Genomic DNA, 12,170 nt, shown 5'->3' on the forward strand with positions numbered 1-12,170 from the left:
CAATCCGGGGAGCTTCACGAGGCGCAGGTCGATCTGCGAGCATCAGAAGGGTTTTGTTTTCATGAATGTCATCGTTCTTGCTCTCGTTGCGGTCAATGACGACGAGCCTCAAGCGCTGGCACTTTATCTTGACGTGATCGGTCGGTTGATCGCTGCCGCAGGTGCAAGGATGATAAGTCGGTTTCCTGTCACCAAGGTTGGGATCGGCAGGATTCCTGCCCCGCTCGTCATTCTTGTTGAATATCCAGATCGGAAGGCTGTCGACCTGGTCATTCAGAGTGATGTCTACAAGGCAATTGGTCCCATCCGCGACCGCGCTTTTTCAAGCTTTAACATGGCAATCGTTGCCCCGTGATCAGTAGCGCATGATCCCGTCCTCCATCTTCGAGATGTAGACCGTGTTCCCTCCGTCGTCTTTTGCCTTGTAAAGGGCTCTGTCGGCAATCCTGTAGTCTTTGCGGAAGGATGCCCTGGTCGGCTTCCAGATGGCTCCCGCACTTATAGAGAGTTGGACAGGCATATCACCTGCCATGAAGCGATGATCGCGAATGGCGCTGCGACATCGCTCAGCGATATTTTTTACCGTTGCCGCTTCGACGTCCTGCAACAGGATCAGGAACTCGTCACCGCCAAGACGACACACGTGGTCGTTTGAGCGAACTTCTTTCAAGGCCTTTTCGGCCACGAGAATGAGTGCCTGATCGCCGACATCATGGCCATACCTGTCATTGACGGACTTGAAGCCATCAAGATCGAAGCAGATGATGCCTGTGCCCCGGTCCCGGGTGCGCCTTGCCCGGGGCTGGACATAAAGGGTTTCCATTTTTCGCCGATTGACGAGACCGGTCAGCGCATCGTGATGTGCAGATTTTTCAAGATTGGAAAACTGGTCGAGGAGCGTGTCCTCTCTGCGCAGGAGTCCATATATCAATGTTGCGCCGAAGATGTTGTTGGTCAGATAGAAGACCGTAAGGCTGACCAGACGATCCTCCCAGATATCTTCGGCTAGGGTGAGTATCGCGAAGATATGGATCGACAGGCAGAAGCCGAGAGAAGTGCCGCGTCCAATGAGTCCGGCAAAGGCATCGCGCACGTAGGTGCGCCAGATCAAACCACCCCCGAATGAAAGTGCCAGAGCGAACAGGCCTGGGGCGATGCCCGGCCCTCCGACGGAAATGCGCAGAAGTGATCCTGCAATCAGAGGCACGAGGCCGACAAGCGGTCCGAACAATCCTGTGGCCACGCCTACAAAAAGGCACCTGACATCGAATGCCGCCCCTTCTGAAAGCTCAATGGGGTCCAACATCGTGTAGATGACGCTCACCGCAAAGATGAGTCCGATCGCTATGCTGTAAACGATACCAGCGTCTGCTGAGATCAGAGCCTTTTCAAGAGATGATCGCTTCAACACACCATAGAGAACAACAAGGAGCGAAATTACTCCCATCGTCTCGACGAACGATAGGACCTGTAAAAATGACCCGTCCACTATTTCTTCCGTTCGGTATGGAAACTGTTTTTATTGTAAATTTGTTCTAAGGAAGTGTTCTAAAAACATCGATGAAATCGTTGTGCTTCCCATGCCGCGTTATGACACATATCTTCCGTCTTGTGGCGGAAAAAATGATGAGAGATTTATTTTTCCTTATCGAGTCCTGCGGAATCGAAAATGCCAAAGCAAAAGGCCCCGGTGCCACAGTGGCGCCGGGGCTGATAGTTTGTGCACGCTGAATGTTACTATTACGTATCGCGACTGGCGTCAGAAGGTTGCGAACTGTGCGTGCAAGTTGTCGACCGGCACCATGAGACCCGGGTCGCAGTATGACGACGGACCGCAGGTATTCTCGACGGCATCAATATACATCGAGAACTTGCCATCGGGCGAGGTACGCAGGCTGTGCGGCACGTTCAGCTCATCGAGAATGTGCCCATACTGATCGAGGAAGGCGGTGTCGACCGACAGTTGAAAATTCCGCCAGCTGGCTTGTGTGGTTTCGGTTGCCTCCTTGGCGCGCACAAGCAGTTTTTTGATCGCATCGTCACTCGGCTTACTTTTGCCAAACGTAGCGCCCCGGCCTGTATCCTTGAAACCAAGCAGTAGCAGAGGGTTGCGCTCCGAAATGCACGCTTCCAACATCTCGGAAATAATGGTCATCGGCGTTGCGCCGACGACGGTCTGGGCCATGGCGGACAGAGAGTAGATCGCCTTTTCGATCAACTTTTCCTGGACGCGCGCGACCTTGATGAGGTCCTTGCGCGAGTGCACCGAAATGCCGACGCCATTGCCACGGGCAGCTTTCAGTGCGTCGAGGACTGCGTCATCCTTCAGCCAGTCCAGGCCGTAGGCTGTGAAGTTGAAGGTCAGCTTGCGTGCGGTCGCGGCCGCGATGATCTTGGCAAAGTCAGGATGATGTGCAGGTTCGCCGCCGCCGATGGCGACCTCAAAAACATTCATCGCGGAAAGCTGGTCGAAGATCCGCTCGATGCGGGCCAGAGGCGCGTGCATGCCAGCCTTCGTCGACCCCTGGTAGCAGAAGGTGCAGCCGTAACCACAGAAGTCGGTGATCTTGACGTCCACAAGTTCGGGTGTCTCTGACTTTGTGTAGGGCTCACGCGACCAGCGCACCTTTGTGCCGTTGTTGGGCTGGTAGCCCACGATCGCGGCACCATCTTTTTTCCATGTCAGGTCGGAGCCCAGCTCGATTGCAACGCCGGCGGCCGTGAGGGCGGTGCTGGGCCTGTCGTAGTTGTCGTCGTAGCCGTAGATCGTGATGTTGTCTGACAACATGAAATCCAGCCAGTCCGCAAACCCTACACCACCCGCCTGGAAGCGATGGAACTGCATGCTGGTCTGGTCTTCGATCGGCAGCTCCATGCCGCGCGCTTCAACCATGACATCTCCGACACCGTAGTTTCGCAGCACCTGGCTGACGGCGATCATCTCGTGGTTCGAGATGTTCAGGTAGCTGGTATCACGCAACAGGTAGAGAGCTTTTTCGCGCATGTCAGAGAACACGAATTTATCGCGGGAGAATTCATCAATACTGTTGATTTCGGTGGCCGGCATCGCTGCGTCAATCCGCGGGTCGTTTGCGGAGTGAAAGATGATCCCATGTGCGGAGCTGGAGTTGGTGGCATGACCTAGGCGGGCTGTATGCGGGATTGTGTGTCGGCCGATCGGACTGATCAGGTTTGGGGTGTAATTTGCATGAAGATGTCCTGGCTCGCATCGAGGTCGATACCATCGTCTGCGGCGCGGGCTCTGTATCGGTCGCATTCTTCCAGGTTGCCGGTCCTGATGTGGTTCATCAGTTCCGCAGCGCCGCAGTCGTTCGCAACAACGTCGCAGTAAAACTGCCTGTTATCGCCTCCTACGCTCGGCAATCCTTCGACGATCGTCAAGCTGTAGCCGCAACTCTCCCAGGTATGTTGGTGCGCGAGCGCTAGCGCGTTGAAATCTTTCATGACGTGATTTCTTTCATCTCTGTTCATACCGCCCGGCGGGGTGCCGGGGCCTCATGGAAAGGCCCCGGTTCGCCGTAGGGAGAACAGTTCGTCGTGATCCGGCTTGCTTCAGCAGCCGGGACGGCCGATCACCAGGACCCACAAAGGATCGTGAGAGCCATCCGTATCGGCGGCGCGGGCCAAGCCGAATTCCGTAGCGCGCGGGTGCAGCAGGTTCGAGCGGTGGCCCGGAGAGTTCAGCCAGCCAGTCATCATTGTCTGTGGGTCTGCATGGACTTTCCCCCAGCCAAGGTTCTCGGCCGCGAGGCAGGCTGAGTAGCCGGCCTTGGCGACGCGCTGCGTGACATGATCGCCATTCGTGGACGCGTGGCCGAAGAAGTTGTTGCGGGCCATGTCTGCGCCGTGGGCCCGAGCTGCCGCGTCCAGACGCGGATTGCGTGTCAGGGGTGGCAGATAATAGTAGGCCCGCGTGTCGGCCAGGAGGCCTGTCATCTGGTATTCTGGGGCTTGTGTGACGCTCGCTGCGCCAGGCGTTTCGGTTGAAGGGTCGCCGCATGCCGCGAGGGAGAGGCAGGCTGCCAGGATACCCAGGCCGCGGAAGATGGTTGTTTTGCAGGTCATTGCATGCTCCGTTCTGATGCCCGGAGGAAATGCGTCTCTTTGGCGTGTTGCAGAAACGGATCAGAAAACAAAGGTGACCGAGCAGCCCGCAACTGTCGCAAGTGCATCGGCGGCTTCAACGTGACCGCTACCTGTCGAGTCCCACGCTTCCTTTGCAAGTCCGGCACCAAGCGCTGCGATGCATCCCTTGGCCTGACTGCCAGTCACATGGGTCGTGACGGCAGAAATGCCGGCGCCGACAGCGAAGTGCTTCGCTTTGTCTTCAGCGCAGCCCGAGAGAAACCCTGCTACCAGAAGCAGTGGAAGAATGATGTTCGATCGGGTCGCGCGCATGAATAAGCCTGTCCGGTTCTGCCTGAACCGGAGATCGGATCGTTTTGTGCGTCACGGAAAAATGCCACGCCCCGTCACCCGGGGCGTGGCATCAGTGCATCTCAACTGCCGAAGGCTGCCAGAACGGCGTGGTTGGACAAGCCCTTGAACGACATCTGCCGCATCGGGCTCCAGGATATTTTGAAGCGATCGGCCGGCGCTTCGCGCGGGCTAACTTGCCGGATATCGAGGGTGATTTCAGGCATCGTCTTGAGGATACCTGCCATCTGTGCGCGAGTGGCGGCAGGTAGCCAGATCCGTCCACCGAGATCTGTGTAGGCGTCTGCCGTGCCGGCCAGCACGATGGGTTCGTCGAGCTGAAAACCCATGCTGTTGTACGTGATCCGGATCGGCGGCACGACAATCAAGAGCATGTCGTCGAAGCTCTCCCGCCCCTCCAACCTGATCTTTTCTGCGATACGTGGGGTGGAAAGGACAGCGCCCATGATCGCGGTTTCGGTGTTCGACGGGGATAGGACGTCCGTCAGATCGTCGACTTTTTCGAAGTCGTGGGTGCCAAAGATATCCATATCATCGAGGAAGATGCGCGCATATCCTGTGATGTCAGTGAAGGTGGAGGTGGCATCGGACTGGCTCAGCCGGGCCTTTCCCTTCACGCCATGCCCGCCGGGCCCCATCAGCACGATGCGGTCTCCGCGCCAGCGGCCGCCGATGTAGAATGGGCCTGTGTGGTGCAGGTCGCCGCTCCCGCGCGCCTCGTGATGGAATAGCATGGCTTGCACGACCTTGCTGCTGTCACCGATCATGATGCCGGTGAGATCCGGCGTATCCCCCAGGTCGGCCGGGTTGATGAGTTCCATCCGGTCCAGATTGACCCAGATGAGTGCACTGCCCCCATCAGCCTCGGCGACGGAGGGAACCGTATCGGGCGCGTTTGCCGCCTCTGGCATGTGTGCGGGAGCGCGCCGCCAGGATTGGTTGGAGATCGATGGGATGCGTGCATGAAAGTCTGCGGTTGATTGTTGCATCTGCGCCGTGAGGCCGCTGATGTCCTCATCCCACCCGGTGGGGTGCTCATCCGATGGCTTGACGCGAATGGTATGACCATAGTCCGTGCTTGATTGGCCTGCGATGTCCATGTTGGTATAGCGAATGCCCAAAACGCGCTCGAGCAGCGGCTTCAATGCGGCTGCGATACATTTTGGATTTTTTGATCGCCGGCCCCGCTTCAGAGGCGCGTTCTTTACGCCTGCATTGAGGTAGAGTTCCGTCTCGGAGGCTGTGAGGACATCGTCTCGGCCGATCAGATCCTCATCTTCGCGGTAATCGCCGATCATGAGAGGGGCGTGCCCTGCCCACAGGCCCGTCGGGGCCCAGGGGAGATCGCGGGGATGCTGCGTCAGACCGTCTGCACACAGGAAAGCCAAGACCGCCGGAACGGGCGCCGAAAAGACCTGCTCGATGGCCTTGCCGCCCGAGTTCAGGGTGTCTGGCTGGACGCAGGTGCCTGCCGTTGGGCAGATGAGCTTGTGATATTGACCCATGGGACTTTCTTTCTGTTTTTCTGACGCTAAGGCAAGCATTGCTTCAGAGACCCTGCCGGAGGGGCATGGTATTTTGTGATCACAATTTGTGATTTCAAGCTGTGGTGTCGGCGGGGTCAGACCTGCCCTGCGAGGCTTATCAGGATGTCGATGAAAACATCGTCAGGACTGTTTTGCCCATAGATAGTCTGGAGAACACCAGCCGCGGCGTAGTGGGCGATGACAGGCGCTGTTTTCTCGCGGTAAATCCTCAGTCTTTCGACGAGCACCAAGGGCTTGTCATCTGTGCGGGCAGATGCCGACCCTGCTGCGCGTGCTGCAATGCGACTGACAAGGATCGCATCTGCAACGTCGAGCATGAGGGCCGCCGTGAGGCTCAGACCGCGATTTGCGAGCATTGTGTCGAGTGCAATCGCCTGCGGCACGGTGCGCGGGAAGCCATCCAGGATGAAACCGTCTTTGCAGTCTGGATGCGAGATGCGATTGGAGATCATGGCGACTACCATTTCGTCCGTTGCGAATTGTCCCCGCGCCAGCGTAGCGGCAATGGTGCGACCAAGATCTGTGTCGCCGGTCGCAATCTCGCGCAGCATGTCGCCTGTCGACAGGTGTGGGATGAGAAATCGGGTAGAGAGCTTTGCGCCTTGTGTGCCTTTGCCTGCCCCCGGTGGGCCGAAGAGTGTGATGATCAGCACGTTTCTTTCTCCTGTCACTGCGGGGCGCGGCACACCTTGCTTTGCCAAAGGTGTGCCGTGATCTCGGAATGTCGGATCTCGCTGCTGCGCACGGAAATTACCTTTTCAAAATCTGACTTTTGGAGAAATGAAATGTGACGAGAATTTTTCAAGACCCGTGACGCGACCCATCTTCATTCCAGGGCTAGAGCAATTTCTGCCTGACGAGATGGAGTGATGACGATGGTGCTGAGGGTTCCGGCATACCAGGCAGCCGGTGCTGCCAAGATATGCTTCGAGGAGGCAGAGCTGGCATCTGTCGACCTTGGCAATACGATGCAGCGTGGTCTTGAGACCGGTGCTGCGATGCAGGATCTCTACTATCGCATGACAGACACCACGCGCGTCGAAGTTGCCCAGCTCGTGCGCAAGGAGCTCGACCATACTGGTCATCGTCTCGAGGTGCATGTCGCCACTCTGCGGCGGATCGAGGACTTCTTTGTGAAGGCGTCGTCCATTGCTGATAGCCAGGATCGCATGATCGATCTACCTGAGGATATCGCAGATCTCATCATGGGCTACATGGACGAGGCCTTCGCCAATTTCGTCGATTGCCTTTTTGAAACGAACGGCGAGAACATCGCGAGGAAAGGTTTGTCGCGCGACGAGGTCATTTCCATGATCCCTCGCTATAATCCTGAAGTCGATGTCTCGAGACTGTGGTGCAATGCTGTGTCTGCTCGCCGCTTCTGATCCGGGTCGGCTTTGAGAAGGTCAATGCGGACATGATGCGGTGCATGATGAGCCCTGGTTGACCTAATCCGAATGAGCCCGCCGGTTTCCGGACGGGCTCATTTTAATTTTGTGGCAGCTTCGATCTCTCGCCATCTCGAAAGACAGGCAGACAGACAGGAATATCAGTCTTGGACACTGACCCGCTCGCACCCTTGTCCTTCATGACATTCGCGAGATTACCGGGGTTTATCAGGACGCCTTCGTGGTTTCAGTGACCAGAGATTTCGCTTCCCTCTTCGTGGTATCAGGAACTTCCTGGAATGACGGTCCTGATATGCAGCTCCCGAAGCTGGGCGCTCTCTGCTTCCTTCGGTCCCTCCATCATGACGTCTTGAGCCTGCTGGTTCATCGGGAAGAGCATCACCTCCCTGATGGCCTCTTCCCCCGCGAGGAGCATCACAATTCTGTCGATGCCCGCTGCACAGCCACCGTGGGGCGGGGCACCATGCTGGAGGGCTTCATAAAGGGCACCAAAGCGCCGCTTCACTTCATCCTCTCCATAGCCCGCAATCGCGAAGACCTTGAGCATGGTTTCGGGGTCGTGGTTGCGGATGGGGCCCGACAGAAGCTCATAGCCGTTGCACGCGAGGTCATACTGCACACCCGTAATCTCAAGGGGATCTCCCTCCAGTGCATCCTTACCTCCCTTGGGCATCGAGAGGGGGTTGTGCTCGAACCCTATGGTGCCGGTGGCCTTGTCCCGTTCGAGCATGGGGAGGTCGGTGATCCATGCGAAGGCAAAGCGATCTTCCTCGAACAGACCGAGTGCGCGACCGATCTCGACGCGCGCCTTCGCGGCCACGGGCTCGAAGTGCTCAGGCAAACCTGCGCAGAACATGACAGCGTCACCCGCCCCAAGGCACATTTCCACCCGCAGCGCCTCGGTGGCCGCGAGGCCGATAGCTTTGGCAATGGGCCCGGCGGCCTCCGGTGCTTCCGCATCGCCACGCCAGAAGATATATCCCATGCCCGATAGCCCTTCAGCGCGCGCAAAGGCATCCATGCGCTCGCAGAACTTGCGGCTGCCGCCGCCTGGCGCCGGGATGGCCCGGATCTGCGTGCCGGCCTTCTCGAGGATCTGCGCAAAGACACTGAACCCTGAGCCGCGGAAGTAATCGGAGACGACACGCATCCTGATCGGACATCGCAGGTCAGGCTTATCGGTCCCGTATATCCCCTTTGCCTCACGATAGGGAATGGACGGCCACTCCGTGTCGACGGATGCGCCTTTCCCGTAGGTGGAGAAGACACCACCCAGAACGTCTTCCACCAGTGCGAAGATCTCTTCCTGCGTGGTGAAGCTCATTTCCAAGTCCAGCTGGTAGAAGTCAGTGGGTGAACGGTCGGCCCGAGGCGTCTCATCCCGGAAGCAGGGCGCCACCTGGAAGTAGCGATCGAAGCCTGCTACCATCAGGAGCTGCTTAAACATCTGAGGCGCCTGGGGAAGAGCATAGAACTTTCCGGGGTGGAGACGGGATGGCACGAGGAAGTCGCGCGCGCCCTCGGGGGACGGGACCGTGATGATCGGCGTCTGGTGCTCGTGGAAGCCTTTGGCCCACATGGCCTGTCGCATAGATGCGATAACCTTTGAGCGCAGGATCATCTTCTCCTGCATGGCAGGGCGACGCAGGTCGAGGTAGCGATACTTCAGGCGCGTCTCTTCGGGATACTCCTGATCACCGTATACGGGGAGGGGAAGAGCCTTCGACCTTCCCAGGACATCGATTTGCGCGGCTGTGAGTTCGACGGCACCAGTGGTGATAGTCTTGTTCGCCAGGTGAGGGGCGCGCAATGCGACTTGGCCCTCTACGGTGATACACCATTCGGGATGAACCTCTCGCAATGCCGTAAAGGCGTCAGTGCCTTCATGGACCACGACCTGTGTCAAACCAGTCGTGTCGCGCAAGTCGAGAAAGAGAACGCCTCCATGGTCACGGATGCGGTGAACCCATCCGGAGAGCTTATGGGTCTGACCTTCGTGGGCAGCCTGAAGCGCGCCGCACGTGATTGTTCTGTAGGGATGCATGATTGTCTGCCTGTCTGTCTTTCGAGGATGCTGGTGAAAGTTGGCCAGAGCTCGCGAGGACGGACGAGGCAGATGACCGGGGTGTCAGACCCGGCGCCTGGTTTCAGGCTGAGGTCCGACGCACGAAGCCGGACCTGATTTCCTTGGGTGTGCCACCGAACCGGTGGCGCACGACCTCAGATCACGTCCGGCGTGATATTGCGATCATCATTATTGGAGCGCGCACGCGGGCTCACGATGCGCAGCGATTGCGCGACACGGGCGATCAGCCCTTCATGTGGTACTTCGTGTGCCATTGGTCTCTCGTATCGTCGGATGTGGATATTGGCGCAATGCGTCAGAGGCAAAGGAAAAAACCTGTTATATCGAAAAAAGGCTGAAGGCCGCACTCTTGCCGCACTCCCTTCTGCTTCCAAAAAGGAATGATCAAGCGCTCCGCCGATCATTCCAGCAGACGTATGGATGGAGGTAAAGCCCCAAGCCATGGTCTGCAAGCGGTTGCCGCTTCGCAATCGCTCGTGATCCGCCAAGCATGATCAGATGCGAAAAAGACCCCAACCATGTGACCCGGGGTCAGCCGTTCCGGGAGGCGGCAAGGATCATCGCGTGCAGATGAGACTTTAACTCACCCCGCCGCTATCAAGTCCAAGACGGGGCGGGGCGTAGCCCCGCGACACTCACGCAGGACTGCGTGATACATTGCTGCGTCTTGGCAGATTTCCGCTTCACGTCGACGGTCATGCTAATGTATCCGTGTGATCAGCGTGCCCTGATGTTTGCACGACCCATCACAGGATACCCGATGCCTAATTTTCATGTTGTCAATGTCGACGGTGACAAATCGCAAGTTGAGGCTTTGGTGTTCTCCCTCGTCTCCCCGTTCAAGGTTCCCGGCGGCCGCATATCCATCGAACGGGATATCTTCTTTGCTGATGCCTCTTTCGAGTTCGATGATCCGCGTTTCGATCTTGAGATGGATGCTACAGTTTCAGGAGGTGCTTTTCGCGACACCTATGCCCGAAGTGTCGATCAGATGACCGGGTCGGAGGAAAACCCTTTTGCTCCAAAGTCCCATTTCAAAGCAAATTCAAATCGCGAGCTAATCTCTTTCCTTCTGCATCACACGGAAGATGAAAGTTGCGAACATCCGGTTGGCTACGGCACGATGAGTGCATCCTTTCACCGCGAGGATGCCGACGAAGATCTAAAGGATGAGGCGGGTGACCGAGGCGTATCCGTCTATGATCTCGCGCTCACCTTGGATGCTGTGTTCGTATCGGAACCTGAGCGCGGGCAAGGTTATGGCCTTTGGTTGAGCGCCGCCCTCGCGCAGGTCGTGAGCGAAGCAATCGTCGACCTGGCGCGACAAGCGTTTGAGCGAGAAGTCAGCCCAAGGGTTGATCTGGTCATCTATTTCGAATTGCATTCGATGGGTGGAGAGGCTGCGTTCAACATCTTCCGTTCGCACTTGATCGCATTCTGGGAGCAACTGCCGGATATGATGGAGGTCGAGGGCGATATGAGCCTCGTCACGGGATCAATAGACTTCGATGGCGGGTGGTGAAACGACATCGACCCCTCCATTTCTGGAGGGGTCGATCACTGCCGCAGGACGTTGAACCATTCCTCGTTTTGTATACCGACTTGGCGCTCTGCGGCACCTGAAATCCGGTTGAACATTTAAGCCGTGTGAGCGTAGCCTCTGTATCCGGACGGCGGACCTGTTATTCGATCTTCGTCTCATCCTTGTGAAGTGGTATAGCTCTTTAGGGCTGGACAATCACCTCAGGGTTTTCCGCAAAACAGAAGATTTTTCAGAAGCTCTCTTGTCGATCAGGTGGCGTAGCGGCCGTGAGGAATCACTTTGGGTGAAAAGCTGTCAGCGGATGCGCGACCCCAGCGCTGATGCCACTCCGCAAGCTCCGCGATTTCAACTTCTGCAAGCAGGAATCCTTCGGGCACATAGGAAAACATCTCGTTGCCATCCTGAAACATCCCGTCCTTAGGCCGGAACATGAAATGGTATGGAAGGAAGTCTGATGGTTGATCGAGACCGGCCGCACCTGCAATCTCGCCGAGCGCCTTGAGGGTGTTGCGGTGGAACTTTGCCACCCGAGTGCCCTTGTCGTCCGGATCGAGTGCGCGCTGCCTCACCTTGTCTTGCGTCGCGATGCCGACGGGGCATTTGTTTGTATGGCACGCCTGCGCCTGGATGCAGCCGATCGCGAACATGAAACCGCGCGCCGAGTTGCACCAATCCGCTCCGAGCGCCAGGGCGCGTGCAATATCAAAGGCAGATACAATCTTCCCGGCGGCTCCGATACGGATGTCGTCGCGCAATCCTGCACCGCGCAGTGTGTTGTGGACGAAGTGAAGTCCTTCCAGCATCGGCATGCCGACACGGTTTGCGAACTCAAGCGGTGCTGAGCCTGTGCCGCCTTCCTTACCATCCACGACGATGAAGTCGGGTGTGATGCCAGTCTTCAGCATTGCCTTGACGAGGCACATAAATTCCCTGCGGTGTCCGATACACAATTTGATCACCCATCCAAAATCCGCAAACCCCAGACTTCAGCCCGGGGATAGGATTTCCTTTTCATTTTGAGTGACCGCGCTGTGGCTTTTCTCTTCTTGGTATCTGCGTCTTGCTGGCTCTCGACGTAGGTTCTGACCACGTCGAGAGGCGCGCCACTACAGGAGACCACGAAGTAG

12 protein-coding genes and 1 pseudogene are annotated in these 12,170 nt (G+C 57.3%); 3 read left to right on the forward strand and 10 right to left on the reverse strand.

The window, feature by feature from the left end:
* On the forward strand, nt 1–355 hold a 355-nt coding region (locus tag ACOI1H_RS20240; RefSeq protein ID WP_422439707.1), incomplete at its 5' end, for a DUF1330 domain-containing protein.
* Here the strand turns inward: ACOI1H_RS20240 and ACOI1H_RS20245 are convergent.
* The 7 genes from ACOI1H_RS20245 to ACOI1H_RS20275 all read right to left on the reverse strand — a co-directional run bounded on the left by ACOI1H_RS20245 (nt 356) and on the right by ACOI1H_RS20275 (nt 6,658).
* Nucleotides 356–1,489, reverse strand: a complete 1,134-nt coding sequence (locus ACOI1H_RS20245; protein WP_422439709.1) for a diguanylate cyclase — start codon at nt 1,487–1,489, stop codon at nt 356–358. It abuts the gene before it with no gap.
* Between the two features lie 270 nt (nt 1,490–1,759).
* Entirely contained in the window at nt 1,760–3,067 is a 1,308-nt protein-coding gene (locus tag ACOI1H_RS20250; RefSeq protein WP_422439711.1) for a radical SAM protein, read from the reverse strand.
* 119 nt (nt 3,068–3,186) lie between these two features.
* A complete protein-coding gene (locus ACOI1H_RS20255; protein ID WP_422439713.1) occupies nt 3,187–3,465 on the reverse strand; it encodes a hypothetical protein in 279 nt (92 codons plus the stop codon).
* A 108-nt stretch (nt 3,466–3,573) separates the two neighbouring features.
* On the reverse strand, nt 3,574–3,957 hold the full coding sequence (locus tag ACOI1H_RS20260; RefSeq protein ID WP_422439715.1) for a CAP domain-containing protein: 384 nt from the start codon (nt 3,955–3,957) through the stop codon (nt 3,574–3,576).
* A 189-nt stretch (nt 3,958–4,146) separates the two neighbouring features.
* On the reverse strand, nt 4,147–4,419 hold the full coding sequence (locus ACOI1H_RS20265; protein ID WP_422439717.1) for a hypothetical protein: 273 nt from the start codon (nt 4,417–4,419) through the stop codon (nt 4,147–4,149).
* A 101-nt stretch (nt 4,420–4,520) separates the two neighbouring features.
* The gene (locus tag ACOI1H_RS20270; protein ID WP_422439719.1) at nt 4,521–5,963 is read right to left on the reverse strand and encodes a hypothetical protein; all 1,443 of its coding nucleotides are present in this window, start codon (nt 5,961–5,963) and stop codon (nt 4,521–4,523) included.
* A gap of 116 nt (nt 5,964–6,079) precedes the next feature.
* A complete protein-coding gene (locus ACOI1H_RS20275) occupies nt 6,080–6,658 on the reverse strand; it encodes an adenylate kinase (RefSeq protein WP_422439720.1) in 579 nt (192 codons plus the stop codon).
* A 216-nt stretch (nt 6,659–6,874) separates the two neighbouring features.
* Between ACOI1H_RS20275 and ACOI1H_RS20280 the strand changes: the two genes are divergently transcribed.
* Nucleotides 6,875–7,390, forward strand: a complete 516-nt coding sequence (locus ACOI1H_RS20280; RefSeq protein ID WP_422439722.1) for a hypothetical protein — start codon at nt 6,875–6,877, stop codon at nt 7,388–7,390.
* A gap of 286 nt (nt 7,391–7,676) precedes the next feature.
* Here the strand turns inward: ACOI1H_RS20280 and aspS are convergent, their stop codons facing one another.
* Together aspS and ACOI1H_RS20290 are read right to left on the reverse strand one after the other, a co-directional pair.
* Entirely contained in the window at nt 7,677–9,458 is a 1,782-nt protein-coding gene (gene aspS, locus ACOI1H_RS20285) for an aspartate--tRNA ligase (RefSeq protein ID WP_422439724.1), read from the reverse strand.
* Between the two features lie 176 nt (nt 9,459–9,634).
* Entirely contained in the window at nt 9,635–9,988 is a 354-nt protein-coding gene (locus ACOI1H_RS20290; RefSeq protein WP_422439725.1) for a hypothetical protein, read from the reverse strand.
* Nucleotides 9,989–10,260: 272 nt separating this feature from the next.
* Here ACOI1H_RS20290 and ACOI1H_RS20295 point away from each other — a divergent pair, with 272 nt between their 5' ends.
* A complete protein-coding gene (locus tag ACOI1H_RS20295; protein ID WP_422439726.1) occupies nt 10,261–11,022 on the forward strand; it encodes a hypothetical protein in 762 nt (253 codons plus the stop codon).
* A 269-nt stretch (nt 11,023–11,291) separates the two neighbouring features.
* On the opposite strand, the pseudogene ACOI1H_RS20300 reads toward ACOI1H_RS20295, so the two are convergent.
* Nucleotides 11,292–11,996, reverse strand: a pseudogene (locus tag ACOI1H_RS20300) (glutamate synthase-related protein); the annotation flags it as partial.
* Between the last annotated feature and the right edge of the window lie 174 nt (nt 11,997–12,170).

This window comes from Loktanella sp. DJP18 (assembly GCF_049310965.1).
Lineage (GTDB): Bacteria > Pseudomonadota > Alphaproteobacteria > Rhodobacterales > Rhodobacteraceae > Loktanella.

What these genes read in the sequence shown, in the direction of transcription:
- ACOI1H_RS20250 (WP_422439711.1), bottom strand. Translation starts at nt 3,067, where the DNA reads ATGCCGGCCACCGAAATCAACAGTATTGATGAATTCTCCCGCGATAAA.
- ACOI1H_RS20255 (WP_422439713.1), bottom strand. Translation starts at nt 3,465, where the DNA reads ATGAAAGATTTCAACGCGCTAGCGCTCGCGCACCAACATACCTGGGAG.
- ACOI1H_RS20260 (WP_422439715.1), bottom strand. Translation starts at nt 3,957, where the DNA reads ATGACAGGCCTCCTGGCCGACACGCGGGCCTACTATTATCTGCCACCC.
- ACOI1H_RS20265 (WP_422439717.1), bottom strand. Translation starts at nt 4,419, where the DNA reads ATGCGCGCGACCCGATCGAACATCATTCTTCCACTGCTTCTGGTAGCA.
- ACOI1H_RS20270 (WP_422439719.1), bottom strand. Translation starts at nt 5,963, where the DNA reads ATGGGTCAATATCACAAGCTCATCTGCCCAACGGCAGGCACCTGCGTC.
- ACOI1H_RS20280 (WP_422439722.1), top strand. Translation starts at nt 6,875, where the DNA reads ATGACGATGGTGCTGAGGGTTCCGGCATACCAGGCAGCCGGTGCTGCC.
- aspS (WP_422439724.1), bottom strand. Translation starts at nt 9,458, where the DNA reads ATGCATCCCTACAGAACAATCACGTGCGGCGCGCTTCAGGCTGCCCAC.
- ACOI1H_RS20295 (WP_422439726.1), top strand. Translation starts at nt 10,261, where the DNA reads ATGCCTAATTTTCATGTTGTCAATGTCGACGGTGACAAATCGCAAGTT.